The following is a 24,393-nucleotide window of genomic DNA, read 5'->3' as shown; positions in this document are numbered from 1 at the left end:
GGACCCGTGGACAACGACGTACTTCGTCAGGCGCCGCTGTTCAGCGCGCTGGACGACGAGGCGGCGACGGCGCTGCGGGCGTCGATGTCGGAGAGCCGGCTGCGCCGCGGGGACGTGCTGTTCCACGAGGGCGACTCCGGTGACAAGCTCTACATCGTCCTCGACGGCAAGGTGAAGCTCGGCCGCACCTCCTCCGACGGCCGCGAGAACCTGCTGGCGATCCTCGGCCCCGGCCAGATGTTCGGCGAGCTCTCGCTCTTCGACCCGGGTCCGCGCTCGGCGACCGTCACCGCGGTGACCGACGCCTCGTTCGCCTCGCTCTCCCACGAGGACCTCCTGCGCTGGCTCGAGGGGCGCCCCGTGGTCGCCCGCGGCCTGCTCACCCAGCTCGCCGGCCGGCTGCGCAAGGCCAACGACGTCGTGGCCGACCTCGTCTTCTCCGACGTCCCCGGCCGCGTCGCCAAGGCCCTGCTCGACCTCGCCGACCGCTTCGGCCGCACCGCCGACGACGGGGTGCACGTCCACCACGACCTCACGCAGGAGGAGCTCGCCCAGCTGGTCGGCGCCTCCCGCGAGACGGTCAACAAGGCGCTGGCCGACTTCGCCTCCCGCGGCTGGCTCCGCCTCGAGCCGCGCTCGGTGGTCATCATGGACGTCGAGCGCCTGTCCCGCCGCGCCCGTTGAGCCGGGCCTGACCCTCGGGTCAGGACCCCTGACCGTCGAGCCGCCCCGACTCGGCTGGTCAGCGGGCGGCGAGGTGGGCGAGCTGGGCGCGGACCGAGAGCTCCGCGGCGCCCCACAGGACCGGGTCGACGTCGGCGTACACGACCTCGACCACCCGCCGCGGCAGCTCCTCGAGCGACACGTCCGCCAGTCCGGCGACGGCCGCCTCGACCTGCGCGAGCCGGTCACGCCGGTGGCCGATGTAGAAGTCCAGGGCCCCGAGCGCGTCCTCGATGACCGGGCCGTGACCGGGCCAGATCGTCCGCGCCTCGGCCCGCTCGGCCAGGGCGTGCAGCCGGTCGAGGCTGTCGAGGTAGGCGCCGAGCCGGCCGTCGGGGTGGGCGACGACGGTGGTGCCGCGACCGAGCACGGTGTCCCCGGTGAGCAGGGCACCCTCCGCGGGCAGCAGGAACGACAGCGAGTCGGCGGTGTGGCCCGGGGTCGCGACGACGTGGACCTCGAGGCCGTCGACCTCCACCACGTCGCCGTCGGCGAGGCCCTCGGACCCGAGCCGGTACGCCGGGTCGAGCGCGCGGACCCCGCAGCCCATCCGCTCGGCGAACTCCCGGGCCGCCTCGGAGTGGTCGAGGTGGTGGTGGGTCAGCAGCACCGCGCCCACCTCGCCGGCCGTCTCCGCGACCGCGTCGAGGTGCTCCAGGATCGAGGGGCCGGGGTCGACCACGATCGAGCGCCGCGCGCCCGGCTCGCGCAGCACCCAGGTGTTGGTGCCGTCCAGCGTCATCAGGTCGGGGTTGGGCGCGAGCACGCACGACCCGCGCTCGCCGAAGGACCCCCCGGCCCAGCCGGTGGCGGAGCCGCTCACGGGCGGCGGCGCTGGGCCACCAGGGGCCGCAGCCGGTCGGGCATGGACAGCGTCCAGGCGTCCCCGAGCGGCTCGACCGACGGGGTGAACATGGCCACCGCCCGCTGCTCGGCCTCGGCCAGCACCTCCGCGGTCGTGCCGTGGGTGCCCACCTCCAGGCACGTGAGGTACGTCGGCGGCAGCATCGCCAGCTCGCCACCGTCCGCCTGGTCGGCCGCGACGGCCGCCGGCAGCCAGGTGACCGAGGAGGACTCGGTCGAGACGTCGCGCGTGCGCTGCCCCTCGGGCAGGAGCGCCACGAAGAACCAGGTCCGGTAGCGCTTGGGCTCGAAGACCGGCGTGAGCCACCCGTCCCAGGTGCCGAGCAGGTCGGTGCGGAGCACCAGCCCGCGGCGGTTGAGGAAGTCGGTCATCGCGAGCTCGCGCGACTCCAGGGCGACCCGGTCGGCCTCCCAGTCCTCGCCGGTCGTGTCGGCGACCACCGTCTCCGCGGACTCCCCGGCGAGGAGCACGCCGGACTCCTCGAAGGTCTCGCGCACCGCCGCGCACACCAGCGCCCGCGCCAGCTCCTCGTCGGTGCCGAGCCGCCGGGCCCAGTCGGCCGCGTCCGGGCCGGCCCAGGCGACTGAGGCGTCGAAGTCGCGCTGGTCCACGCCGCCGCCGGGGAAGACCGCCATGCCGCCGGCGAAGTCCATCGACACCTGCCTGCGCAGAAGGTAGACCTCCGGTCCCGCGGCCGAGTCGCGCATCAGGACCACGGTCGCCGCGTCGCGCGGCTGCACCGGGACGCGCGTGCCGTCGTCGTACTCCCGGGCGACGTCGAGCAGGTGCTCGGGCAGCGGGACCGGCGGCAGCGGGATCCTCATGCGCCCGGACGGACCGCGACGACGACCTCGACCTCGACCGGCGCGTCCAGCGGCAGCACCGGCACGCCGACCGCGGACCGGGCGTGGACGCCGGCGTCGCCGAAGGCGTTGCCGAAGAGCTCCGAGGCGCCGTTCGCGACCCCCGGCTGGCCGGTGAAGTCGGGCGTGGAGGCGATGAAGGCGGTCACCTTGACGACGCGCTCGACGTTCGCCAGGTCACCGACCTGCGCCTTGATCGCGGCGATCGCGTTGAGGGCGCACTGCTGGGCGCAGGCGTAGGCCTCCTCGGCGCTGACCTCCCCGCCGACCTTGCCGGTCACCAGCAGCTCGCCCTGGCGCATCGGCAGCTGGCCCGAGGTGAAGACCTGGTCGCCGGAGCGGACGGCCGGGACGTACGCCGCCACCGGCGCCGCGACCTCCGGCACCTCCAGCCCCAGCTCGGCGAGCCGCTCCTCGGGGGTCGCGCCCACGGCTCAGCCCTCGACCGGGCGCTTGAAGTAGCCGACGAGGTTCTCCGGGCTCATCCCCGGCGCGACCTGCACGAGCTCCCAGCCATCGGCCCCGAAGTTGTCGAGGATCTGCTTGGCGGCGTGCGTCAGGATCGGCGCGGTCAGGTACTCCCACTTGGTCATGGGCCGCACCCTACTCGCGGCGCGGTGGGCCGCCGTCGCTCGCGAGTCATCCCCTGGTCGGACGCGCCGACCAGGGCCGCACGCCTAGGGTCGCGCTCGTGAGCACGTCCCTGCCCGACCAGCGGCCGCCGCGCCGTCTGGGTCCGCGGGGGCGTCGCTGGTTCGACCGGCTGCTCGTGCTCGGCCTCCTGGCCCCGCTGGCGCTGGCGGCCTTCGGCGGCGACCTGGCGTTCCTCCTGCTCAGTGCCGCCGCGATCGTCCCGCTGCTGTGGCGGCGCAGCCACCCGGTCGCCGTCTTCTGGGCCGTCACCGCGGTCCACGTGCTGCAGGTCCTCGCGGTCGACGAGCCGGTCCTCGGCCAGGTCGCGTGGCCGGTGGCGGTCTACTCCGTCGCGCGCCACGCCCCGGCTCGGCACGGCTGGGCCGCGCTGGCGGTGAGCGCGCTCGCCGCGGTGACCGCCTCGCTGGACTGGGGCGGCACCGGCACCAACGCGCAGTGGTCGACCGTCGTCGCCAACACGATGTTCCTGGGCGCCATCGCCGCGACGGCGTGGGCGCTCGGGACGCTGGGCCGCACGCGCCAGGCGTACGTCGACGCGCTGGTCGAGCGCAGCGCGCGGGTCGAGCGGGAGGCCGCCCAGCAGGTGGCGCTCGCGGCCGCGGACGAGCGCGCGCGGATCGCCCGGGAGATGCACGACGTCGTGGCCCACGGGTTGTCGGTGATCGTGGTGCAGGCCGACGGCGCCCGGTACGCCGCGCGGACCGACCCGGAGGTCGCCGCCCGCACGCTGGAGACGGTCGCCTCGACCGGCCGGGAGGCGCTGACGGAGATGCGCCGGATGCTCGGCCTGCTGCGCGCCGAGGACGACGGCGGCACCCCCGCCCTGCGGCCGCAGCCGGGGCTGGCCGACCTGGACGCCCTGGTGGCCGAGGCACGGACCGCCGGGGCCCGCGTCGAGGCCCGGCTCCCCGACCCCGCGGCCGTGGTGCCCGACGGCGTCGGCCTCACGGCGTACCGCGTGGTCCAGGAGGCGCTCACCAACGTCCGCAAGCACGCCGGCCCCGACGTCGCCGTCCGGATCGAGGTCGCGGTCACCGGCAGCGCGGGCGGGCGGGCCGTCGAGGTGCTCGTGGAGGACGACGGCCGCGGCGCGGCGGCCGCCGACGACGGCCGCGGGCTGGGCCTGCTCGGCATGCGCGAGCGGGTCGGCGCGCACGGCGGCTCGGTCGAGGCGCACGCGCGGACCGGCGGCGGCTTCTCGGTCTCTGCGAGGATCCCCGCGTGACGGCGGCGGAGCGGATCCGGGTCTTCCTGGTCGACGACCAGCAGATGGTGCGCGGCGGCTTCCGGATGCTCGTGGACAGCCAGCCCGACCTCGAGGTCGTCGGTGAGGCCGGCGACGGTGCCGAGGCGCTCGAGCGGCTGGCGGTCACCCGCGCCGACGTGGTGCTCATGGACGTGCGGATGCCCCGGCTGGACGGTGTGGAGGCCACCCGCCGCCTCGCGGAGCGCCCCGACGCGCCGCGCGTGCTGGTGCTCACGACGTTCGACCTCGACGAGTACGCCTTCGCCGCGATCCGCGCCGGCGCCGCGGCGTTCCTGCTCAAGGACGCCGCCCCCGAGGACCTGCTCGGCGCGATCCGCACCGTCCACGCCGGCGACTCGGTGGTCGCTCCGAGCACCACCCGACGGCTGCTCGAGCAGTTCGCGGCCGTCGTGCCCGACCCGCACGCGGAGCCCCGCCCGGGTCAGGGGGAGGCGCGGGACGACCGGCTCGCGCCGCTCACCGAGCGCGAGCGCGAGGTGCTGACGCTGGTCGGGCGGGGGCTGAGCAACACCGAGATCGCCGCGGAGCTGGTCGTGGCGGAGACGACCGTCAAGACCCACGTCGGTCGGTTGCTGGCCAAGACCGGCTCGCGGGACCGGGTGCAGCTGGTCGTCCTGGCGTACGAGACCGGGCTCGCGCGTACGACCTGAGTCGTACGCCGGGTCCCGCCCCGGGACTGACGACCCCGACCCCCTCCGGCGGCGAGGCTCGTGCCATGACCACGAGCACCCATCCCCCGACCGCCCCGGACCGGGTCGCGCTGGCCGCCAGCGCACGCGGCCTGACCCGCGTCCACGGCCGCGGCGACGCCGCCGTCCACGCCCTGCGCGGCGTCGACCTGGACCTGCCGGCCGGCCGGTTCACCGCCGTCATGGGCCCCTCGGGCTCCGGCAAGTCGACCCTCATGCACTGCCTGGCCGGCCTGGACGCCCCCACCTCCGGGACCGTCGAGGTGGCCGGGCGGGCGCTCGAGGCGCTGGACGACACCGCCCTGACGCTGTTCCGCCGCGACCACGTCGGGTTCGTCTTCCAGGCCTTCAACCTGCTCCCGATGCTCACCGCCGGGCAGAACATCGCGCTGCCCCTCGAGCTGGCCGGCCGCCGGCTGACCGGGGCGGCGCGCGAGCGGCACGACCTCGTCGTCGACGTGCTCGGCCTGCACGACCGCCTGGGCCACCGGCCCGCCGAGCTCTCCGGCGGCCAGCAGCAGCGGGTCGCCATCGCCCGCGCGCTGGTCACCGAGCCCGCCATCGTCTTCGCCGACGAGCCCACCGGGAACCTCGACAGCGCCGCCTCCGCGGAGGTGCTGGACTTCCTGCGCCGCTCGGTGCGTGAGCTCGGCCAGACCGTCGTGGTGGTGACCCACGAGCTCGACGCGGCGGCGTACGCCGACGACGTGGTCGTGATCGCCGACGGCGCGATCCGCGCCCACCTCGTCGAGCCGTCGGCCGACGAGCTCGTCGCCACCCTGCGGGGCGAGCGATGAGGACCGTGCTCCTGGCCTCGATGCGCACCCACGCGCGGCGCTACGTCGCCGCCGCGGTCGCGGTCGTCATCGGCGTCTCGTTCGTCGTGGTGACCAGCGCGTTGTCGGCCGCCACCAAGGACGGCCTGGTCGCCGGCGTCGGCCTGCCCTACCGGGGGTCCGACGCCGTGGTCTCCCAGATCGCCGCCGAGGACGCCGCGCTGGTGGTGCGCCGTGCCGCGGCGACCGGTGACAGCGCGGCCGTGCTCGGCTTCGTGACCCAGCCGGTGACCGCCGACGGCCGGGTCGTCGGCCAGCGCGTCGACCTCGCCCCGATCGCCGACGACGAGGCGCTGCGCTGGCAGGACCTGCGGGAGGGCCGCTGGCCCGCCGGGAGCGGCGAGGCGGTCGCCGACCTCAACGACGCCAAGTCCAACGGGCTCGCGATCGGCGACCGGGTCCGCGTGGGCGCCGGCAGCCGCGCGCTCGAGGCGGAGGTCGTCGGTCTCGTCGACAGCCCCTCGGCGTCGGCCGGCGCAGCGCTCTACCTCCCCTGGGCCGACCTCGAGCCCTGGACGTCGAGCCTTTACGTCGACGGCGTGGCGTACGCCGGAGACGGCGCCCGGGCGGCCGCGCGCGGCACCTCGGCCACCGTGCAGCCGACCGACGAGTTCGTGCAGGAGCGGCAGGCCGAGATCACCCAGGAGGTGGACGTGATCGCGATCGTGCTGCTGGTGTTCGCGGCCATCGCGCTGTTCGTCTCGGTGCTGGTCATCGCCAACACCTTCTCCATCCTCTTCGCCCAGCGGCAGCGCGACCTCGCGCTCCTGCGCTGCGTCGGCGCGACCCGCCGCCAGCTCCTGCGCTCGGTCCGCCTCGAGGCCGCGGCGCTCGGCGTGCTGTCGGCCGGCCTCGGTCTCGTCGTCGGCACGCTGCTGGGCCGGGCCCTCGTCGCGGTCGCCCGGGGACGGCTCCCCGACGGCACGATGGGCGAGGCCACCGTCTCGCCGCAGTGGTACGCCGGGGCGTTCGCCGTCGGCCTGCTCGTCACCGTGGTCGCCGCCTGGCTCCCGACGCGCGCGGTCGTCCGGGTCAGCCCGCTGACCGCGCTGCGCCCCGACACCGGCGTCGACCTCCGCACCGGCGCCGGCCGGTTCCGCACCGCGGCGGGCGTGGTGGCCGTCGTGGCCGGCGCCGCCCTCCTGCTCGTCGCGATCGCCGGTCACTCCGTGGGCGTCATGGTCGCCGGCGGCACCCTCGCCTTCACCGGCGTGCTGGTGCTGGGCCCGCTCGTCGTGCCCGCCCTCGTCCGGCTCGCCGGCGCACCCCTGCGCGGCACCACCGCCCGGCTCGCCACCGGCAACGCCGTGCGCAACCCCCGCCGTACCGCTGCCACGACCGCCTCGCTGCTCGTCGGCGTCACGCTCACCACCGCGGTGCTGACCGGCCTCGCCAGCTCGCGCAGCGCGGTCGCCGACGACATGGACACCTCCCACCCCGTCGACCTGACGCTGACCTCGCCCACCGACCCGCTCGCCGGCACCCTGCTGCCCGACGTCCGCGCGACGCTCGGGGTCCGCGAGGCGGTCGCGCTGGAGGGCGTCGTGGCGGAGGTCGAGGGCGTCGGCCGCCTCCCCGTCGTCGACCCCGGCCCCGCCGCCGGGGTGATCCGCGACGACACCGTCACCCGGCCCCGCGCCGGCGTGATCACGCTGCCCTACGACGTGCTGCCCGGCGGGGACGTCCCGCGCCGCGTGGACGTCACCGTCGACGGCCGCACCGAGCGGCTCCGGGTCAGCACCGGGAGCGGCTGGGGCGAGGCCGGCCTGGTCTCCTCCGCCACGCTCGCCTCCCTCGGCGGGGACCCGCTGCCGCGGGCGGTGTGGGCCCGCGCGGACGACGGGGCCGACGTGGAGGACCTCACCGGCGACCTCGGGGCCCTGGCGACCAACGCCGGCGCCGACCTCTTCGACGGCCTGGCCGAGCGGGCCTGGGTGGAGCTGCAGCTCGACGTCCTCACCGGTGCCGTGGTCGCGCTGCTCGGGATCGCGGTGGCGATCGCCCTGATCGGCATCGGCAACACGCTCGGGCTCTCGGTGCTGGAGCGGGCACGGGAGAACGCGCTGCTCCGCGCGCTCGGGCTGACCCGGCGCCAGCTGCGCCGGATGCTCGCCGCGGAGGCGGTGCTGCTCTCGGTGGTGGCCACGGTGCTCGGCACCGTGATCGGCGTGGTCTTCGCCTGGGTCGCGGTGCGGACGATGGTCGACGTGGCCGTCGACGACGCCGCCGTGGTGCTGCCCTGGGGCCAGCTGCTGGTGGTGGTCCTCGTCGCGGCCGCCGCCGGGCTGCTCGCGGGCGTCCTGCCCTCGCGCCGGGCCGCGCGGGTCGCCCCCGCGGCCGGCCTCGCGCTGGACTAGCCGGTCAGGGCCTGGCCCGCTGGGGGTAGATCGTCTCCTGGCGGGCCAGCATCGCGACGTACTCCGCGATCTTGCGCTCACGGGTCTCGGCGCGCTTGACCGCCCCGAGGCGGTGGACCAGCGCGTACCGGTTGCTCTTGGTCAGCACGTCGAACATCGCCTGGGCCTGCGGGTCGGCGGCGACGGCCGCCAGCAGGTCCGCGGGGACCTCGGCGGTCGAGGGCGGTGCGTACGCCGCCTCCCAGCGCCCGTCGGCCTGCGCCGCCTCCACCGCGGCCCGGCCGGCGGCCGCCATCCGCCCCTCCGCCTCGAGCCGGGCGATGACCCCGACGTTCACCTGCGACCACCGGCTGCTCGGGGTGCGGCGGGTCATCCGCTGCAGCGACGACGCGGCGTCGCGGCTGCGCGCCTGGCCGTCGATCCAGCCGAAGCAGAGCGCCTCGTCGAGCGCGTCGGCGCGGGTCAGCGAGGTGACCTCGCCGCCCTTCTTGGTCAGCACCAGCCAGACGCCGGGGGAATCGGCGTGGTGCTGCTCCAGCCACGCCCGCCACGCGGCGGCGTCGGGGACGAGCAGCTCCTCGAGCTCCTGCTTCGGCGTGGCCACGGGTCAACCCTCCAGGAAGGGGACGTACGGCGCCAGCACGCCGCGCAGCTCGTTGGCCCCGAGCAGCAGGAACAGCACCGCGCAGACGACCAGGCCAGTGTTGGAGAGCCACCCGTTGCGCCACTGCTGCGGCACGTCGGAGTGCGGGAGGGCGCCGGGCCGACGCTTGTTGAGCAGCACGAGCAGCGTGATCGCCAGGAACGGCATGAACAACGCGCCCAGCGCGCCGTAGGCGAGGATCAGCCCCACCGGCTCGTCGAGGAGCAGCAGGAGCATCGGCGGGAACGTGAGCCACAGCAGGTAGCCCTTGAACAGCCGCCCGCCGGTGCGGGTGTCGGGGTGGCCCGAGGGCAGGTCGCGCAGGTTCCCGACGAAGTCGGCGAACATCAGGCTGACCCCGCTCCACACGCCGATGAGCGAGGAGAACGACGAGGCCCAGAACCCGACGAGGAAGACCGTGCCGAACACCTCGCCGTACCGGTCGGCCAGCACGTCGGAGAGCTGCACGAGCGCCTGGTCGCCGGTCTCGAGCGCGATCCCGGCGGAGTACAGCAGCTCCGCGCCGACCACCAGCATCGACACCACGAAGATCCCGGTGACGACGTACGCCACGCCGTTGTCGATCCGCATCACCCGCATGAAGCGCGGGGTGTGCCAGCCCTTCTCGCGCAGCCAGTAGCCGTAGGCGGCCAGCGTGATCGTGCCTCCGACACCGCCGGCGATGCCCAGCACGTTCACCACCGAGTCGTCGGGGAAGACCGGCCGCAGCCCGAGCAGCACCTCCCCGAGGTTGGGCAGGGTCAGCACCGCTGCCCCGACGACGGTCACGAACATGACGCCCACCAGCGCCGCCGTGATCTTCTCGAACGCCGCGTAGCTGCCGAACCACACCAGCGCCAGGCCGACCAGGCCGAACGCGACCGCGGTCCACCGCAGCGGCAGGTCGGGGAAGAGCGCCACGACCGGCAGCGCCGTCGACGACATCGCGGTGGCGCCGTACACCAGGCCCCAGACCAGGATGTACGGCGCGAAGTACCACGTCGTCCAGCGCCCCAGGCTGCGCCAGCCCTCGAAGATCGTCCGCTGCGTGGCAAGGGAGTAGCGGCCCGCTCCCTCGACCAGCACCACCTTGATCACCGCGCCCAGCACGGCCACCCACAGCAGCGTGTAGCCGAACTTGGCGCCGGCGACCAGCGTCGCCACCAGGTCCGCGGCACCGACGCCGGTCGCGGCGACGACCAGGCCGGGGCCGACGACCTTCCACCGGGGCACGGCGTCGGGCCCGTCGGGGCCGCCGGGCCCGTCGTGCGGGCCGTCGGCAGGGGCTTCGGCGGAGGTCATCGCCGCATCATCACCCGTGCTGCCGGCCGCTGGCTACGCTCGCCCCCATGACCGACTGGCCGCGGGTGCAGCTGCACGTGGTGACCGGGAAGGGCGGCACCGGCAAGTCGACCGTCGCGGCCGCCCTCGCCCTCGCGCTCGCCTCCTCCGGGCGCAACGTGCTGCTGTGCGAGGTCGAGGGGCGCCAGGGCATCGCCCGGATGTTCGACGTCGACCCGCTGCCGTACGCCGAGCGCCGGATCGCCACGGGCCTTCCCGACGCCACCGGAGCGCTCCCCGGCGTGGTGCACGCCCTCCACATCGACCCGGAGGCGGCGCTGCTGGAGTACCTCTCGATGTACTACAAGCTCGGCCGGGCCGGCCGGGCGCTCGACCGGTTCGGGGTCATCGAGTTCGCGACCACCATCGCCCCCGGCGTCCGCGACGTGCTGCTGACCGGCAAGGTCTTCGAAGCGGTGCAGCGCAACAGCCGCAACAAGGGCGCCACGCAGTACGACGCGGTCGTGCTCGACGCCCCGCCGACCGGCCGGATCGTGCAGTTCCTCAACGTCAGCGACGAGCTCGCCGGGCTGGCCAAGGTCGGCCCGGTCAAGAACCAGGCCGACACGATGATGACCCTCTTCCGGTCGCCGCGGACCGCGGTGCACCTGGTGACCGTGCTGGAGGAGATGCCGGTGCAGGAGACCGTCGACGGGATCGCCGAGCTGGAGGCCGCGCAGCTGCCGGTCGGCGGCGTCGTGGTCAACCTGGTCCGCCCGCGCGACCTCGACGCCGAGGACCTCGCCGCCGCCCGGGCCGGCACGCTGGACCGCGGCCGGGTCGCCGCGGACCTGGCCACCGCCGGGCTCGCCGCCACCGACGACCTCGTCGACGGGCTGCTCGCCGAAGCCCACGACCACGCCGAGCGCCGCGCCCTCGAGGACAGCCAGCGGGCGGTGGTGGCCGAGCTGGACCGGCCCTCCTACGAGCTGCCGCGCCTGCCGGGCGGGGTCGACCTCGGCGGGCTCTACGAGCTGGCCGGCGAGCTGCGCGCCCAGGGGCTGGCGTGAGCGCGCGCACGCGGGTCGGGCCGCTGAGCAGCCGCGCCGCCGGCGCGCTGGACGTCGACGCGCTCCTCGACGACCGCGGGACCGGGATCATCGTGTGCTGCGGCTCCGGCGGCGTCGGCAAGACCACCACCTCCGCGGCGCTGGCCCTGCGCGCGGCCGAGCGCGGCCGGAAGGTCGTCGTGCTGACCATCGACCCCGCGCGCCGCCTCGCGCAGTCGATGGGCATCGAGATGCTCGACAACACGCCGCGGCCGGTCGCCGGGGTCGACCCCGCGGCGGGTGGCCGGCTCGACGCGATGATGCTGGACATGAAGCGGACCTTCGACGAGGTCGTGCTCAGCCAGGCGACGCCGGAGAAGGCCCGGCAGATCCTGGAGAACCCCTTCTACATCGCGCTGTCGAGCTCGTTCGCGGGCACGCAGGAGTACATGGCGATGGAGAAGCTCGGTCAGATCCACGCCGACGCCCGGCAGTCGGGGACCTACGACCTGGTCGTCGTCGACACCCCGCCCTCGCGCTCCGCGCTGGACTTCCTCGACGCCCCCGAGCGGCTCTCGAGCTTCCTCGACGGTCGGTTCATCCGGCTGATGCTGGCCCCCGCGCGCGGGCCGGCGAAGCTGATGACCGCCGGGTTCGGGCTGATCACCAACGCGCTCACCAAGATCCTCGGCGGACAGGTGCTGCGCGACCTGCAGACCTTCGTCGCCGCGCTGGACACCGTCTTCGGCGGGTTCCGGGCCCGCGCGCAGAAGACCTACGCGCTGCTGCAGGCCGAGGAGACGGCCTTCCTCGTGGTGGCCGCGCCGGAGCCGGACGCGCTGCGCGAGGCGGCGTACTTCGTCGAGCGCCTCGGCGAGGACCGGATGCCCCTGGCCGGGCTTGTCGTCAACCGGGCCAGCCCCGCGCCCCAGGGCACGGTGTCGGCCGACGAGGCGATGGCCGCTGCGGCGCGGCTGCGCGCGGTGGACCCGACGTCGCTGACCGCGGGACTGCTGCGGCTGCACGCCGACCGCACCCGGATGGTCGAGCGCGAGGCGGTGCTGCGCGAGCGGTTCGCCGCGGCGCACCCGCACGTCGCCACGGCCGTCGTGCCCGCCCTGCCCGGCGACGTGCACGACCTCGACGGGCTGCGCCGGGTCGCCGGGCTGCTCGCGGGCGGCTGAGCGGCTGCCGGATTCCCCGGCCCCCCGGGGAAACCGGCACACCTCAGGGGTTGCATCCCCTGAGAAGCGCCGGGATCCCCTGAGAAGTCAGGGCCCGGCGCCGCGCGCGCCGTACTCCTCAGACGGAGGCGGTGCGGGCGGCCGGCACGGTGGCCGACTGCTCGCGGGCGGTCTCCAGCACCGAGCGCCACGAGGCGTTCGGGCGGCGGCGCAGCAGGGCCCGGCGCTCGCGCTCGGTCATGCCACCCCAGACGCCCCACTCGATCTGGTTGTCGAGCGCCTCCGCGAGGCACTCGGTGCGCACGGGGCACCCGGCGCACAGCTGCTTGGCCTTGTTCTGCTCGGCTCCGCGCACGAACAGCTGGTCCGGCTGCGCCGACCTGCAGGCAGCGCGCGGCGTCCAGTCCTCAACCCACATGATGTCCCCACATCTGTTCCGAGATAGGTGCGCGTCCCCATGACGCCTACCTGGGATGTCCCCTCGGCCTCCAAGGTAAAGCCCACGGGCGGAACCGGTACAGACACGTTCAGCCCAAGTGGCATAGTCCGAAATGACTAGTGCTCCGATGTCAGGCGCGCCTGGGGTGTTCGCGTGCTCGCGTAGCCTGGTGCCATGAGCGAGCAGCGCCCCGAGCACCTGACCCCGGCCAAGGTCGCCTCCCACCTCGGCGTCATGCTCGCCGTCGCGGCCGTCCTGGGCGTGGTGGTCGCCGGGCTGGCGATCCCGTTCGCCGGCGTGGTCGGCATCGGGGCCAAGAACGTCGCCGAGACCATGGACCAGCTGCCCGCGGAGCTGGAGACCGAGGCGCTCGCCCAGCGGACCCAGGTCCTCGACGAGGACGGCGAGACCATCGCCACGCTCTACGACCAGAACCGCGTCAACGTCCAGCTCGCCGACGTGTCGCGGACGATGGTCAAGGCGATCGTCGCGATCGAGGACTACCGCTTCTACCAGCACGGCGCCCTGGACCTGAAGGGCACGCTGCGCGCGTTCATCACCAACCAGGCCAACTCCGGCGTCGTGCAGGGTGGCTCGTCGATCACCCAGCAGCTGGTCAAGCTCACCCTCGTCGACCAGGCGAAGACCAAGAAGGAGCGCCAGGAGGCGACCGACGACAGCTACGCGCGCAAGCTGCGCGAGCTGCGGTACGCCGTCGCGCTGGAGCAGCGCCACAGCAAGGACTGGATCCTGGAGCGCTACCTCAACACCGCCTACTTCGGCGACGGCGCCTTCGGCATCCAGGCCGCCGCGCGCCACTACTTCGGCGTCAACGCCTCGGACCTGGACCTCAAGCAGTCCTCGCTGCTCGCCGGCCTGGTGAAGAACCCCACCGGCTACGACCCCACCAACTCCCCCGACCGCGCCCTCGAGCGGCGCAACGTGGTGCTGGACCGGATGGCCCAGCTCGGCATCGTCAAGGAGAAGCGGGTCGACAAGATCAAGAAGCAGAAGCTCGGCCTGGACACCCAGACCACGCCCAACGGCTGCGTCAACGCCCGGGCGCCGTTCTTCTGCGACTACCTGCTCAACTACCTGCTCAAGGACCCCTCGCTCGGCAAGAACGCCAAGCAGCGCCGGGAGCTGATCTTCTCCGGCGGGCTCACGATCCGCACCACCATCGACCTGCAGGCGCAGGCGGCGGCCGACGAGTCGGTCACCAGCGCGGTCTACCCCGAGTCCCAGGCGATCGGCGGTCTCGCCATGGTCGAGCCGGGCACGGGCAAGGTCCGCGCGATCGCCCAGTCCCGGCCGATGGGCGCCGACCGGTCCCAGGGGCAGACGTACCTGAACTACGTCGTCAACAACAAGTACGGCGGCTCCTCGGGCTTCCAGCCCGGCTCGACGTTCAAGGTCTTCGTGCTCGCCGCGGCGATCGAGCAGGGCCTGCCCACCAACACCGGCTTCAACTCCCCCGAGCAGATGGAGATCCCGGAGTCGGCCTACGAGGACTGCGACGGCGAGCCCTACGGGTACGGCACCTGGTCGGTCGGCAACTCGACGACGTCGGGCTACAAGGACATGTACACCGGCACCCGCGAGTCGGTGAACACCTTCTTCGCCCAGCTCGAGCAGCGCACCGGCATCTGCGAGCCCTACGAGCTCGCCAAGGCCATGGGCGTCGACCTGACCAACCCCGAGGGCAAGGGCGACGGCCTGCCGGAGCGGGTCCCGACGTTCGTGCTGGGCATCCCCGACGCCAGCCCGCTGGAGATGGCCGAGGCCTACGCGACCTTCGCGGCGCGGGGTCTGCACTGCGACGCCCACCCGGTCACCGCCATCGAGGACGCCCGCGGCAACGTGCTCAAGGAGTACGAGCCGGAGTGCCAGCAGGTGATGGAGGAGACCACCGCCGACGCGGTCAACGACATCCTCCGCGGCGTCATCGAGGGCGGCTTCGCCTCCGCCCAGGCCCTCGGCCGCGACGCCGCCGGCAAGACCGGCACGACGCAGAACGGCCAGGCCGTGTGGTTCGTGGGCTACACCCCGAACATGGCCGCCGCCGCGATGATCGCCGGCGCGAACGAGTCGGGCACGCCGCTGAGCCTCGAGGGCGTCAGCACCGGCCCGACGACGATCTACGGCGCCTCCGGCTCGACGTACGCGGCACCGGTCTGGGGCGGCGCGATGCGCGGGATCCTCGACGAGCTGCCGGTCGAGTCGTTCGTCCCGCCGTCGTCGACGACGACCTACTCCACCAGCGACGACTTCGGGGACGACGACTTCGGGGACGACGACTTCGACGAGTGACCCGGCGGGTACGCCGTCAGCCGAGCTGGCGGCGTACCTCCGCGGCGACCGCGGCACCGTCGGCGCGGCCCTTGACCTGCGGCTGCACGACGCCCATGACCTTGCCCATGGCCTTCATCCCCTCGCCGGCGGCGCCGGTGGACTCCACCGCCTCGGTGACGATCCGCGAGATCTCCTCCACCGAGAGCTGCTCGGGCAGGTAGTCGGCCAGGACCTTCGCCTCGGCGCGCTCCTTGGCGGCCATGTCGGTGCGCCCACCGTCGTCGAAGGCGATGGCGGCCTCGCGGCGCTTCTTCGCCTCGCTGGAGAGCACCCCGACGACCTCCTCGTCGCTCAGCTCGCGCTGCACCTTGCCGGCCACCTCGGCGTTGGTGACGGCCGTGAGCACCATCCGCAGGGTGGAGGAGCGCAGCTCGTCACGCGCCTTCATCGCGGTGGTCAGGTCGGTGCGCAGGCGGTCCTTGAGCTGGCTCATGGGGTCATTGTGGCAGCCTTGCGCAGATGAGCCCGCTCCCTGCCGCAGCCCGCTCGCTGGCCGCCGTGACGGGGGCGGGCGCGCTCCTCGGCGCCGGCCTGGCGACGTACGCCGCGTGCGAGGCGCGGGCCTACGTCCTGCGGCGGGTGGAGGTGCCGCTGCTGCCGCCGGGGCACCGCCCGCTGCGGGTGCTCCACCTCAGCGACCTGCACGTGACGCCGGGGCAGCGCCGCAAGCTGGAGTGGATCGCGGGCCTCGCTGACCTGCGCCCCGACCTCGTGGTGGACACCGGCGACAACCTGGCGCACCGCGACAGCGTGGGCCCGCTGCTCGACGCGCTCGCCCCGCTGCTCGCCGTGCCGGGCGTCTTCGTGATGGGCTCCAACGACTACTTCGAGCCGACGATGCGCAACCCCGTGCGCTACCTGCTGCCCGACGACGGTCGCCGCCACACCGACACCCCCCAGCTGCCCTGGCGGGACCTCGCCGGCGCCTTCACCGGCGCGGGCTGGCTGGACCTGACCAACCGCACCGGCACGCTGGCCGTGGGTGGCACGACGTTCGGCTTCGCCGGCGTCGACGACCCGCACCTGGGCTACGACCGCCTCGACGACGTCACGGGGGTGGCGGGCGCCGACCGGCACGCCGACGTCCGCCTCGGCGTCGCGCACGCGCCGTACCTGCGGGTCCTGGACGCCTTCGCGACCGACGACTGCGACGCCGTCCTCGCCGGGCACACCCACGGCGGCCAGGTGTGCCTGCCGGGCGGGCGCGCCCTCACCACGAACTGCGACCTCGAGCCGGCCCGCGCCCGGGGCCTGCACCGCCACCCCGCGGACTCCCGGCCCGGCGACCCCGGCTCGGCCTGGCTGCACGTGAGCGCGGGCCTGGGCACCAGCCCCTACGTCCGGTTCCGCGTCGCCTGCCGCCCGGAGGCCACCCTGCTCACGCTGGTGCCGCAGGGGGCCCCTCGCCGCTGACGTGGCGGTGACCTGGGGGCGACGTGGCGGCCACCACCGGCCCGATTGGGGCCGGCCGGCGGTGCTCCGGTATGCTCCGGTGCTCGTGAGCCCGGTGATCCCGGACTCGCGGATCGGGCTGTGGCGCAGCTTGGTAGCGCGCCTCGTTCGGGACGAGGAGGCCGCAGGTTCAAATCCTGTCAGCCCGACAGCAGAGGGCCCGGAACCCAGGAACACCTGGGATCCGGGTCCTTCGCCGTTCCCCGGCCCTCGCCGCGTGACAGACTGGCGGGCATGACTGAGGACCGCGACAAGGACGCTCCGAGCCTGGAGCCGCCCCGCCTGTTCGGTCGCAAGCGCCGGCAGAAGGACGAGCGGCCCGCCGAGGTGGTGCCCCCGCAGGTCGAGGACCGTGCGGACGCCGAGCCGACGCTGGTCGACGTGCCCGTCGTCGAGCCGGACCAGACGCCCACCGCAGCGGTGCCGCCCGTGGCGGCGCCGGCGCCCGTCGTGGAGCCCGAGCCGGCCCCGGAGCCGGCCCCGGAGCCGGCCCCGGAGCCGGTCATGGAGCCGGTCATGGAGCCGGTCGTGGAGCCGGTCGTGGAGCCCCCGGCCGCCCCGCCGGTCCGGGAGCCCGTCGCGCAGCCCGTGCGGGAGCCCGTCGCGCGGCGGGTGCCGGTCTCGACACCCGCGAGCCCGCCGCCGCCCGCCGAGCCCGCCCCGCCGCTCTTCGTCGAGCAGGCCCTCCGTGAGCCGGCCGACCACGCCCCGGCCGAGCAGGAGCCCGAGCAGCCCGCCGCGCCGCGCGAGCCCTGGGAGCCGTTCGTCACCGGCATGGCCGCCGCCTGCCTCGTCGGGGCGCTCGTCGGCCTCGGCACCGTCGCGCTGACCTGGGCCGGCCTGCGGGCCTGCGAGGTCGCGCAGGGCACCAGCTCCTGCGGCAACCCCGGCTTCCTGCTCCTCCTCGCGATCCTGGTGGCGATGGTGCTGGCGGGCTCCGCCCTGCTCAAGGCGTTCCGCGTGGCCGACCCCGGCTCCACCAGCTTCCTCGCGGTCGGCCTGCTCACCGTCCTCGTCCTGCTGTTCCTCATCGAGGTGCTCTTCAGCTGGACGATGGTCATCGTGATCCCGCTGCTCGCCGTGGGCTGTTTCGCGCTCTCCCACTGGGTCACCACGACCTTCGTCGAGACCGACGCCGACTGAGTCGCGCGCGAGCCGGTCCCGGCCGGGACGCCGCCACGACGACGAACGCCTCCGACCCGAGGGTCGGAGGCGTTCGTGCTGTCGGAGGCCGTCAGCGGGCGGCGACGACCAGCTCGGCGATCTGGACGGTGTTGAGGGCCGCACCCTTGCGCAGGTTGTCGTTGGAGATGAACAGCGCGAGCCCGCGGTCGCCGTCGACGCCTGGGTCCTGCCGGAGGCGACCGACGTACGACGGGTCCTTGCCGGCCGCCTGGAGCGGCGTCGGGATGTCGGCGAGCTCGACACCGGGCGCACCGGCGAGCAGCTCACGGGCGCGCTCGACCGTCATGGCCCGCTCGAACTCCACGTTCAGCGCCAGCGAGTGCCCGGTGAAGACCGGCACGCGCACGCAGATGCCCGAGACCCGGAGGTCGGGGATGCCGAGGATCTTGCGCGACTCGTTGCGCAGCTTCTGCTCCTCGTCGGTCTCGTGCGAGCCGTCGTCGACGAGCGAGCCGGCCATCGGCAGGACGTTGTAGGCGATCGGCCGCGCGTACTTCTGCGGCTCGGGGAACGCGACGGCCTCGCCGTCGTAGGCGAGCTCGCGGGCCTTCTCGCCGGCCGCCAGCACCTGGGTGGCCAGCTCCTCGACCCCGGCGACGCCGGAGCCGGAGACGGCCTGGTAGGTCGAGGCGATCATCCGGACCAGCCCGGCCTCGTCGTGCAGCGGCTTGAGGACCGGCATCGCGGCCATCGTGGTGCAGTTCGGGTTGGCGATGATGCCCCGGCCGGCGTCGAGCACCGGCTGCATCGCGTCGGGGTTGACCTCCGAGACGACCAGCGGGATGTCGGGGTCCTTGCGGAACGCCGAGGAGTTGTCGACGACGACCACGCCGGCCTCAGCGAAGGCCGGGGCGAGCGCGCGCGAGGTGGTCGCGCCCGCGGAGAACAGGGCGATGTCGAGCCCGGACGGGTCGGCGGTGGAGGCGTCCTCCACGGTCACCTCGCGGCCGGCGAACGGCAGGACCGTCCCCGCCGAGCGGGCCGAGGCGAAGAAGCGGACCTCGTCGGCCGGGAAGCCCCGCTCCTCGAGGATCTGGCGCATGGCGACGCCGACCTGGCCGGTGGCGCCGACGATCCCGATCGCGGTCATCGGCCGGTACCGCCGTACACGACGGCCTCGACCTCGTCGGCGTCGAGGTCGAACGCCGTGTGCGTGGCGCGCACGGCCTCGTCGACCTGCGCCTCGTCGACGATCACCGAGATCCGGATCTCCGAGGTGGAGATCATCTCGATGTTCACCCCGGCCGAGGCGAGGGAGGCGAAGAACTTCGCGGTGATGCCCGGGTGCGAGCGCATCCCGGCGCCGATCAGCGAGACCTTGCCGATCTGGTCGTCGTAGAGCAGCTTCTCGTACCCGACCTCGTCCTGGATCCGCGCCAGCGCACCCATGGCGGCCTGGCCGTCGGTGCGGGGCAGGGTGAAGGAGATGTCGGTGAGGCCGGTGGCGGCCGCCGAGACGTTCTGCACGACCATGTCGATGTTGACCTCGGTCGCGGCCAGCGTCTCGAAGATCCGAGCCGCCTCGCCCACCTTGTCGGGCACGCCGACCACGGTGATCTTGGCCTCGCTGCGGTCGTGCGCGACGCCGGAGATGATCGCCTGCTCCATGGGCTCTTCTCCCTCTCGGGGCTCGGGGATGATCCAGGTCCCCTCCTTCTGGGAGAAGGAGGACCGGACGTGGACCGGCATGTTGTAGCGGCGGGCGTACTCGACGCACCGCAGGTGGAGGATCTTCGCGCCGGACGCCGCCATCTCGAGCATCTCCTCGGTGGAGACCCGGTCGAGCTTGCGCGCCGCGGGGACGATCCGCGGGTCGGCGGTGAAGACACCGTCGACGTCGCTGTAGATCTCGCACACGTCGGCCCCGAGGGCGGCGGCCAGCGCGACGGCAGTGGTGTCGGAGGCGCCGCGACCCAGGGTGGTGATGTCCTTGGTGTCCTGCGAGACGCCCTGGAAGCCCGCGACGATCGCGATCGCCCCGTCGCGGATCGCGGCCTCGATCCGGCCGGGCGTGATGTCGATGATCTTGGCCTTGCCGTGGGCGGAGTCGGTGATCACGCCGGCCTGGGAGCCGGTGAACGACTGCGCCTTGTGGCCCAGCTGGGCGATGGCCATCGCGACGAGCGCCATCGAGATCCGCTCGCCGGCGGTCAGCAGCATGTCCAGCTCACGCGGCGGCGGCAGCGGCGAGACCTGCTCGGCGAGGTCGCGCAGCTCGTCGGTGGTGTCCCCCATAGCGGAGACCACGACGACCACGTCGTGGCCGGCCTTGCGGGTGTTGACGATGCGCTGGGCGACCCGCTTGATGCCGGCGGCGTCGGCGACCGACGATCCGCCGTACTTCTGCACGACAATGCCCACGACGACGTCCTCGGGAGTAGGGGGAAAGGCGCGGCCGAGTCTACCGAGCGGTGCGGACGCCCCCGCCGAGCATCTCATCGGCCGCCGCCAGCACGTCGTCCTCGCCGGGCACCTCGTGGTCGAGGCGGTCGTGGGAGACCACCGAGAGCAGCGCGTTGAGCGCCGCACCGGCCAGGTTCCCCCAGGAGGAGACGTAGGAGAACTGCCACCACCACAGCGCCTCCTCGGAGTTGCCCTGGCGAAAGTGCCGCAGGCCGGTCTCGAGGTCGCTGGCGATGCTGGTGAGGTCGTCGGAGAGCTGGCTCTCGACGACCTCGGGGTCGTAGGGGTCGAAGACCAGGCTGTAGGTGTCGACCGGCTCGAGGATCGCGGCGAGCCGCATCCGCATCGGGTCGAGGTCGGTCTCCGGGCCGACGTCGGGCTGGTACGCCGCACGCGGGGTGAAGTCGCGCTGGGCACCGAGGCGGGCCCCGGCCAGCAGCACCTGGCTGATCTCGAGCAGCAGCAGGCTGATCGCCCGGCCACCGCCGTCGGCGTCCCGGGAGATCTCGCGCAGCGCGAGCAGGAAGCTCGCTGCGGAGTCGGCGACCTGCTGGGCGAGGTCCTGGGTGGCGACGTCGACCCGGGCGACCGCGGCTGCGGCGCCGGGGAGCGGCCGGGCGAGCTCGGCGAGCGCCTTGTCGACGTCGATGGGGTGCTCGTCCATCGGCGGCAGCGCGCCGGCCAGGACCGCCTGCTCGAGCAGCGTGGTCGGGTCCGGCCCGCCGGTCGTCTGCTGGTCAGTCATCTGCGCTCCGCCTTCCCGCGAATGCTCGTCCGAGGGTGACCTCGTCGGCGTACTCAAGGTCCCCACCGACCGGAAGTCCACTCGCCAACCGCGTCACGCGCAAGCCGAGCGGCTTCAGCATCCGGGTGAGGTACGTCGCCGTCGCCTCGCCCTCGAGGTTCGGGTCGGTCGCGAGGATCGTCTCGGTGATCGCGCCGTCGGCCAGCCGCTGCATCAGCTCACGGATGTGCAGCTGCTCGGGCCCGATGCCGTCGATCGGCGAGATCGCCCCGCCGAGCACGTGGTAGCGACCCCGGAACTCCCGGGTCCGCTCGATGGCGACGACGTCCTTGTACTCCTCGACGACGCACAGCACCGACGGGTCGCGCCGGGGGTCGCGGCAGATGCGGCACCGCTCGTCCTCGGAGACGTTGAAGCACACCGAGCAGAACTTCACCTTCGCCTTGACCTCGATCAGGACGTCCGCGAGGCGGCGGACGTCGACCGGGTCGGCCTGCAGCAGGTGGAAGGCGATCCGCTGCGCGCTCTTGGGACCCACGCCCGGCAGCCGGCCGAGCTCGTCGATCAGGTCCTGGACGACACCCTCGTACAAGTGCGGACGTCCCCTAGAAGCCGAGCTGGCCCAGCGGGCCGCCCTCGCCGGGTCCCGCGCCGCCGCCGGCCAGCGGGCCGAGCGCCTCGCCGGCGAGCGCGTCGGCCTGCGCCTTGGCGTCGCGGTACGCCGCGACCACCAGGTCCGAGAGGTCACCGAGGCTCTCGGCGTCGTCCCCGTCGACGGTCCCGGGCTGGATGGAGAGCCCGACGAGGTCGCCGACGCCGTTGACCTCCACGCTCACCGCACCGCCGGCCACCGAGCCCTGCACGGTGGTGTCGGCGAGCCGCTGCTGGGCGGCCTGCAGCTGCTCCTGCATCTGCTGGGCCTGCTGGAGGAGGGCGTTCATGTCGAGTCCGCCGCCGCCGAGGGCGTCGAAGGGGTTCTGGCTCATCGGGTGTCCTTGCCTGTGGGAGTCGCTTGCGAGGTGTCGGGGGCGCTCGCTGCCCGGTCCAGTCTTGCGCGGCGCTGGTCGCTCGGGGTCGGCGGCCTACTGGTGCCGGATCTCCTCGATGACCGTCGCCCCGAGCTCGCGCTCGAGCAGGTCCGCCCCGGCCAGCCCGTCGTGGTCGGCGTCGAGGTCGTCGGGGCGCGCGTCGGCGTCCGGGTCGTACCGGTCCTCCTCGCGCGGCGCCTCCGGTCCGCCGGTCCGCGTCTGCTGGATGCGAGCCCGGGCGGCGGCGATCGACTGGGGGTCGGCGGCCGGGCGCGACGGCGGCTGCGGCGCCGCCTGCGGAGCCGCGGACGACGGCTCGGTCCCGGCGGGGCCGTCGGCGCCGGTCGGCTCGTCGGCCCAGGCCGGAGGGCCGTCCTGTCCCGGCGGCGGTCCCTCCTGGAACGCCGGCTCCGGCTGCGCCCCCGGCTGGACCGCGGGCGCGGTGGGCTGGCCCGGCTGGGCCCAGGGAGCCGGGTCGGTGGGGGCGGACGGCGGCGGGGGCGGGGGGACGTCCGCGCGGGCGCCCGGGTCGACGATCGTCTCGATCCGCCAGTCCGCGCCGACGACGTCGATCGCCGCCTGCCGCACGATCTCCGCGCTGCCGCCGTTGTCGAAGCTGTCGCGCGCCCCGGCGTTGACGAACCCCAGCGTGAGGGTCCGGGCGTCGACGGCGACGACCTGGGCGTTCTGCGTCAGGTGGATCCAGGTGACCCGGCGGCGCAGCTTGGTCGCCTCGACGATGTCGGGCCACAGCCGGCGCACGTCGACGAGCGTGAGACCGCCCGGCTCCGCCGCCGCGGGCGCAGCCGCGGGCGGGGTCGCCGGGGTCGGGCCGGCCGACTCCTGGACGGGCACCGGCTCGGGCACCGGGGTCGGCTCGGGCACCGGGGTGGGCTCCGGCACCGGGGTGGGCTCCGGCACCGGGCTCGGCTCGGGCGTCGAGCTCGGCTCGGGCGTCGGGCTCGGCTCGGGCGTCGGGCTCGGCTCGGGCGTCGGAGTCGGAGTCGGCTCCGGGCTCGCGGGCAGCGAGACGGTGGTCGCGGGAGCGACGTGCGGCGCGGGACGGGACGGGACCACCGGCTCCGGCTCGTGGGCGAGCGGCGCCGGCCGGTCCTGAGCCGGGGCGACGGGGGTGCTCGGAGGTGCGGCGGCGGCCGTCGGCACACCGGTGATCGAGACCCGCTTCTCCAGCCGGTCCAGGCGGGCCGCGAGGCCCTCGACGGCGTGGTCGGCGCCCGGCAGCAGCACCCGGGCGCAGATGAGCTCGAGCAGCAGGCGCGGCGCGGTGGCCCCGCGCATCTCGGTGAGGCCCGTGGCCACGATGTCGGCGGCCCGGCTGAGGTCGTGGGCCCCGAACCGTGCCGCCTGCGCGACCAGCCGCTCACCCTGGTCCTCGGAGACGTCGATGAGCCCGGTAGCCGGCGCGTCCGGGACCGCGGCGACGATGACGAGGTCGCGGAGCCGCCGCAGCAGGTCCTCGGTGAACCGGCGGGGGTCCTGGCCGGTCTCGATCACCTTGTCGACCACCCCGAACACCGCTGCGCCGTCGCCGGCGGCGAACGCCTCGACCACCTCGTCGAGCAGCGTGTCGGGGGTGTAGCCGAGCAGCCCGGTGGCCAGCTGGTGGGTCACGCCACCCGGACCGGCGCCGCCGAGGAGCTGGTCGAGCACCGAGAGCGTGTCGCGCGCAGAGCCGGCGCCGGCGCGGACGACCAGCGGCAGCGCCGCCGGCTCGATCGCGACCCCTTCCTTCTCGCACAGCTCGGAGAGGTAGGTGGACAGCAGCCGCGGCGGGATCAGCCGGAACGGGTAGTGGTGGGTCCGCGACCGGATGGTCGGCAGCACCTTGTCGGGCTCGGTGGTGGCGAAGATGAACCGCAGGTGGGGCGGCGGCTCCTCGACCAGCTTGAGCAGGGCGTTGAAGCCCTGCGTGGTCACCATGTGCGCCTCGTCGATGATGTAGACCTTGTAGCGGCTGCGCACCGGCGCGAAGAACGCCTTCTCTCGCAGGTCGCGCGCGTCGTCCACACCGCCGTGCGAGGCGGCATCGATCTCGATGACGTCGATCGAGCCCGGCCCGCCGCGGGCGAGGTCCCGGCAGCTGTCGCACTGCCCGCAGGGGTCGGCGACCGGCGCGAGCTCGCAGTTGAGCGCCCGGGCCAGGATCCGTGCCGACGTGGTCTTGCCGCAGCCGCGCGGGCCGGAGAAGAGGTAGGCGTGGTTCACCCGGTTGTTGGCCAGCGCCGCACGCAGCGGCTCGGTGACGTGGTCCTGGCCGATGACCTCACGGAACGTCTCCGGCCGGTAGCGGCGGTACAGCGCGAGGGGTGACTCCACGCCAGAACACTAACCACCGGCGCCGACATCCCGACAGGCCG

At 74.3% G+C, this 24,393-nt stretch carries 24 protein-coding genes and 1 tRNA gene; 11 read left to right on the top strand and 14 right to left on the bottom strand.

The features are described from left to right. Positions 1 to 6 precede the first annotated feature (6 nt). The gene (locus OSR43_RS01460; protein ID WP_300950859.1) at positions 7 to 684 is read left to right on the top strand and encodes a Crp/Fnr family transcriptional regulator; all 678 of its coding nucleotides are present in this window, start codon (positions 7 to 9) and stop codon (positions 682 to 684) included. 58 nt (positions 685 to 742) lie between these two features. Here the strand turns inward: OSR43_RS01460 and OSR43_RS01455 are convergent, their stop codons facing one another. The 4 genes from OSR43_RS01455 to OSR43_RS01440 are packed head-to-tail and all read right to left on the bottom strand — an operon-like array spanning position 743 to position 3,044. Next, the gene (locus OSR43_RS01455; protein WP_367891508.1) at positions 743 to 1,546 is read right to left on the bottom strand and encodes an MBL fold metallo-hydrolase; all 804 of its coding nucleotides are present in this window, start codon (positions 1,544 to 1,546) and stop codon (positions 743 to 745) included. Then, positions 1,543 to 2,412 carry an NUDIX hydrolase gene (locus OSR43_RS01450; RefSeq protein ID WP_302269167.1) on the bottom strand — a complete coding sequence of 290 codons (870 nt, stop codon included), beginning with the start codon at positions 2,410 to 2,412 and terminating at the stop codon, positions 1,543 to 1,545. Before OSR43_RS01450 ends, OSR43_RS01455 begins: the two co-directional genes overlap by 4 nt. Beyond that, positions 2,409 to 2,882 (bottom strand): RidA family protein, encoded by a 474-nt coding sequence (locus tag OSR43_RS01445; protein ID WP_302269166.1) that lies wholly within the window; start codon positions 2,880 to 2,882, stop codon positions 2,409 to 2,411. Before OSR43_RS01445 ends, OSR43_RS01450 begins: the two co-directional genes overlap by 4 nt. Before the next feature lie 3 nt (positions 2,883 to 2,885). Next, positions 2,886 to 3,044: a hypothetical protein gene (locus OSR43_RS01440; protein WP_302269165.1), complete on the bottom strand. Its 159-nt coding sequence runs from the start codon at positions 3,042 to 3,044 to the stop codon at positions 2,886 to 2,888. Positions 3,045 to 3,142: 98 nt separating this feature from the next. Here OSR43_RS01440 and OSR43_RS01435 point away from each other — a divergent pair, with 98 nt between their 5' ends. The 4 genes from OSR43_RS01435 to OSR43_RS01420 all read left to right on the top strand — a co-directional run bounded on the left by OSR43_RS01435 (position 3,143) and on the right by OSR43_RS01420 (position 8,254). Continuing rightward, complete coding sequence (locus tag OSR43_RS01435) at positions 3,143 to 4,330, top strand: sensor histidine kinase (protein ID WP_302269164.1); 1,188 nt, start codon at positions 3,143 to 3,145, stop codon at positions 4,328 to 4,330. Beyond that, positions 4,327 to 5,022, top strand: coding sequence for a response regulator transcription factor (locus OSR43_RS01430; protein WP_302269162.1), 696 nt, complete (start codon positions 4,327 to 4,329; stop codon positions 5,020 to 5,022). The genes OSR43_RS01435 and OSR43_RS01430 overlap by 4 nt, the downstream gene beginning before the upstream one ends. A gap of 65 nt (positions 5,023 to 5,087) precedes the next feature. Further along, positions 5,088 to 5,858: an ABC transporter ATP-binding protein gene (locus OSR43_RS01425; protein ID WP_302269161.1), complete on the top strand. Its 771-nt coding sequence runs from the start codon at positions 5,088 to 5,090 to the stop codon at positions 5,856 to 5,858. Beyond that, complete coding sequence (locus OSR43_RS01420; protein ID WP_302269160.1) at positions 5,855 to 8,254, top strand: ABC transporter permease; 2,400 nt, start codon at positions 5,855 to 5,857, stop codon at positions 8,252 to 8,254. The genes OSR43_RS01425 and OSR43_RS01420 overlap by 4 nt, the downstream gene beginning before the upstream one ends. 4 nt (positions 8,255 to 8,258) lie before the next feature. On the opposite strand, the gene OSR43_RS01415 is transcribed toward OSR43_RS01420, so the two are convergent. Together OSR43_RS01415 and OSR43_RS01410 are read right to left on the bottom strand one after the other, a co-directional pair. Continuing rightward, positions 8,259 to 8,858 carry a YdeI family protein gene (locus OSR43_RS01415; RefSeq protein WP_302269158.1) on the bottom strand — a complete coding sequence of 200 codons (600 nt, stop codon included), beginning with the start codon at positions 8,856 to 8,858 and terminating at the stop codon, positions 8,259 to 8,261. A 3-nt stretch (positions 8,859 to 8,861) separates the two neighbouring features. Then, positions 8,862 to 10,199 carry an Nramp family divalent metal transporter gene (locus tag OSR43_RS01410; RefSeq protein WP_302269157.1) on the bottom strand — a complete coding sequence of 446 codons (1,338 nt, stop codon included), beginning with the start codon at positions 10,197 to 10,199 and terminating at the stop codon, positions 8,862 to 8,864. Positions 10,200 to 10,246: 47 nt separating this feature from the next. Between OSR43_RS01410 and OSR43_RS01405 the strand changes: the two genes are divergently transcribed. Together OSR43_RS01405 and OSR43_RS01400 are read left to right on the top strand one after the other, a co-directional pair. Continuing rightward, positions 10,247 to 11,248: an ArsA-related P-loop ATPase gene (locus OSR43_RS01405; RefSeq protein ID WP_302269156.1), complete on the top strand. Its 1,002-nt coding sequence runs from the start codon at positions 10,247 to 10,249 to the stop codon at positions 11,246 to 11,248. After that, positions 11,245 to 12,411, top strand: a complete 1,167-nt coding sequence (locus OSR43_RS01400) for an ArsA-related P-loop ATPase (protein WP_302269155.1) — start codon at positions 11,245 to 11,247, stop codon at positions 12,409 to 12,411. Before OSR43_RS01405 ends, OSR43_RS01400 begins: the two co-directional genes overlap by 4 nt. A 118-nt stretch (positions 12,412 to 12,529) precedes the next feature. Here the strand turns inward: OSR43_RS01400 and OSR43_RS01395 are convergent, their stop codons facing one another. Beyond that, positions 12,530 to 12,832: a WhiB family transcriptional regulator gene (locus OSR43_RS01395; RefSeq protein WP_364866847.1), complete on the bottom strand. Its 303-nt coding sequence runs from the start codon at positions 12,830 to 12,832 to the stop codon at positions 12,530 to 12,532. A 192-nt stretch (positions 12,833 to 13,024) separates the two neighbouring features. Here OSR43_RS01395 and OSR43_RS01390 point away from each other — a divergent pair, with 192 nt between their 5' ends. Beyond that, entirely contained in the window at positions 13,025 to 15,160 is a 2,136-nt protein-coding gene (locus OSR43_RS01390; protein ID WP_302269153.1) for a transglycosylase domain-containing protein, read from the top strand. A 16-nt stretch (positions 15,161 to 15,176) separates the two neighbouring features. Here the strand turns inward: OSR43_RS01390 and OSR43_RS01385 are convergent, their stop codons facing one another. Then, positions 15,177 to 15,635 carry a GatB/YqeY domain-containing protein gene (locus OSR43_RS01385; RefSeq protein WP_302269152.1) on the bottom strand — a complete coding sequence of 153 codons (459 nt, stop codon included), beginning with the start codon at positions 15,633 to 15,635 and terminating at the stop codon, positions 15,177 to 15,179. A gap of 26 nt (positions 15,636 to 15,661) precedes the next feature. Here OSR43_RS01385 and OSR43_RS01380 point away from each other — a divergent pair, with 26 nt between their 5' ends. The 3 genes from OSR43_RS01380 (at position 15,662) to OSR43_RS01370 (ending at position 17,797) form a co-directional block, all read left to right on the top strand. Beyond that, positions 15,662 to 16,615 (top strand): metallophosphoesterase, encoded by a 954-nt coding sequence (locus OSR43_RS01380; protein ID WP_302269151.1) that lies wholly within the window; start codon positions 15,662 to 15,664, stop codon positions 16,613 to 16,615. 114 nt (positions 16,616 to 16,729) lie between these two features. Further along, positions 16,730 to 16,803, top strand: a tRNA-Pro gene (locus OSR43_RS01375). An 85-nt stretch (positions 16,804 to 16,888) separates the two neighbouring features. After that, the gene (locus OSR43_RS01370; RefSeq protein ID WP_302269150.1) at positions 16,889 to 17,797 is read left to right on the top strand and encodes a hypothetical protein; all 909 of its coding nucleotides are present in this window, start codon (positions 16,889 to 16,891) and stop codon (positions 17,795 to 17,797) included. Positions 17,798 to 17,888: 91 nt separating this feature from the next. On the opposite strand, the gene OSR43_RS01365 is transcribed toward OSR43_RS01370, so the two are convergent. The 6 genes from OSR43_RS01365 to OSR43_RS01340 form a co-directional block, all read right to left on the bottom strand. Next, positions 17,889 to 18,929, bottom strand: coding sequence for an aspartate-semialdehyde dehydrogenase (locus tag OSR43_RS01365; protein WP_302269149.1), 1,041 nt, complete (start codon positions 18,927 to 18,929; stop codon positions 17,889 to 17,891). After that, entirely contained in the window at positions 18,926 to 20,200 is a 1,275-nt protein-coding gene (locus tag OSR43_RS01360) for an aspartate kinase (RefSeq protein ID WP_302269147.1), read from the bottom strand. The genes OSR43_RS01365 and OSR43_RS01360 overlap by 4 nt, the downstream gene beginning before the upstream one ends. Before the next feature lie 40 nt (positions 20,201 to 20,240). After that, the gene (locus OSR43_RS01355) at positions 20,241 to 20,987 is read right to left on the bottom strand and encodes a DUF5063 domain-containing protein (protein WP_302269145.1); all 747 of its coding nucleotides are present in this window, start codon (positions 20,985 to 20,987) and stop codon (positions 20,241 to 20,243) included. Then, positions 20,980 to 21,579, bottom strand: a complete 600-nt coding sequence (recR, locus tag OSR43_RS01350) for a recombination mediator RecR (RefSeq protein WP_302269144.1) — start codon at positions 21,577 to 21,579, stop codon at positions 20,980 to 20,982. Before recR ends, OSR43_RS01355 begins: the two co-directional genes overlap by 8 nt. Positions 21,580 to 21,592: 13 nt before the next feature. Beyond that, positions 21,593 to 21,973, bottom strand: a complete 381-nt coding sequence (locus OSR43_RS01345) for a YbaB/EbfC family nucleoid-associated protein (protein WP_302269142.1) — start codon at positions 21,971 to 21,973, stop codon at positions 21,593 to 21,595. Between the two features lie 96 nt (positions 21,974 to 22,069). Beyond that, on the bottom strand, positions 22,070 to 24,352 hold the full coding sequence (locus tag OSR43_RS01340) for a DNA polymerase III subunit gamma and tau (RefSeq protein ID WP_302269141.1): 2,283 nt from the start codon (positions 24,350 to 24,352) through the stop codon (positions 22,070 to 22,072). Positions 24,353 to 24,393: the final 41 nt, after the last annotated feature.

The sequence above is a fragment of the Nocardioides sp. Arc9.136 genome (genome assembly GCF_030506255.1).
Taxonomy (GTDB): Bacteria; Actinomycetota; Actinomycetes; order Propionibacteriales; family Nocardioidaceae; genus Nocardioides.
This window is presented reverse-complemented; position numbering and strand designations above follow the sequence as displayed.

Bases quoted from the DNA above. Each gene is read 5' to 3' on its own strand.
- OSR43_RS01450 (WP_302269167.1), bottom strand. From the start codon at position 2,412: ATGAGGATCCCGCTGCCGCCGGTCCCGCTGCCCGAGCACCTGCTCGAC.
- OSR43_RS01420 (WP_302269160.1), top strand. From the start codon at position 5,855: ATGAGGACCGTGCTCCTGGCCTCGATGCGCACCCACGCGCGGCGCTAC.
- OSR43_RS01385 (WP_302269152.1), bottom strand. From the start codon at position 15,635: ATGAGCCAGCTCAAGGACCGCCTGCGCACCGACCTGACCACCGCGATG.
- OSR43_RS01370 (WP_302269150.1), top strand. From the start codon at position 16,889: ATGACTGAGGACCGCGACAAGGACGCTCCGAGCCTGGAGCCGCCCCGC.
- OSR43_RS01380 (WP_302269151.1), top strand. From the start codon at position 15,662: ATGAGCCCGCTCCCTGCCGCAGCCCGCTCGCTGGCCGCCGTGACGGGG.
- OSR43_RS01390 (WP_302269153.1), top strand. From the start codon at position 13,025: ATGAGCGAGCAGCGCCCCGAGCACCTGACCCCGGCCAAGGTCGCCTCC.
- OSR43_RS01410 (WP_302269157.1), bottom strand. From the start codon at position 10,199: ATGACCTCCGCCGAAGCCCCTGCCGACGGCCCGCACGACGGGCCCGGC.
- OSR43_RS01355 (WP_302269145.1), bottom strand. From the start codon at position 20,987: ATGACTGACCAGCAGACGACCGGCGGGCCGGACCCGACCACGCTGCTC.
- OSR43_RS01345 (WP_302269142.1), bottom strand. From the start codon at position 21,973: ATGAGCCAGAACCCCTTCGACGCCCTCGGCGGCGGCGGACTCGACATG.
- OSR43_RS01440 (WP_302269165.1), bottom strand. From the start codon at position 3,044: ATGACCAAGTGGGAGTACCTGACCGCGCCGATCCTGACGCACGCCGCC.
- OSR43_RS01365 (WP_302269149.1), bottom strand. From the start codon at position 18,929: ATGACCGCGATCGGGATCGTCGGCGCCACCGGCCAGGTCGGCGTCGCC.
- OSR43_RS01405 (WP_302269156.1), top strand. From the start codon at position 10,247: ATGACCGACTGGCCGCGGGTGCAGCTGCACGTGGTGACCGGGAAGGGC.
- OSR43_RS01425 (WP_302269161.1), top strand. From the start codon at position 5,088: ATGACCACGAGCACCCATCCCCCGACCGCCCCGGACCGGGTCGCGCTG.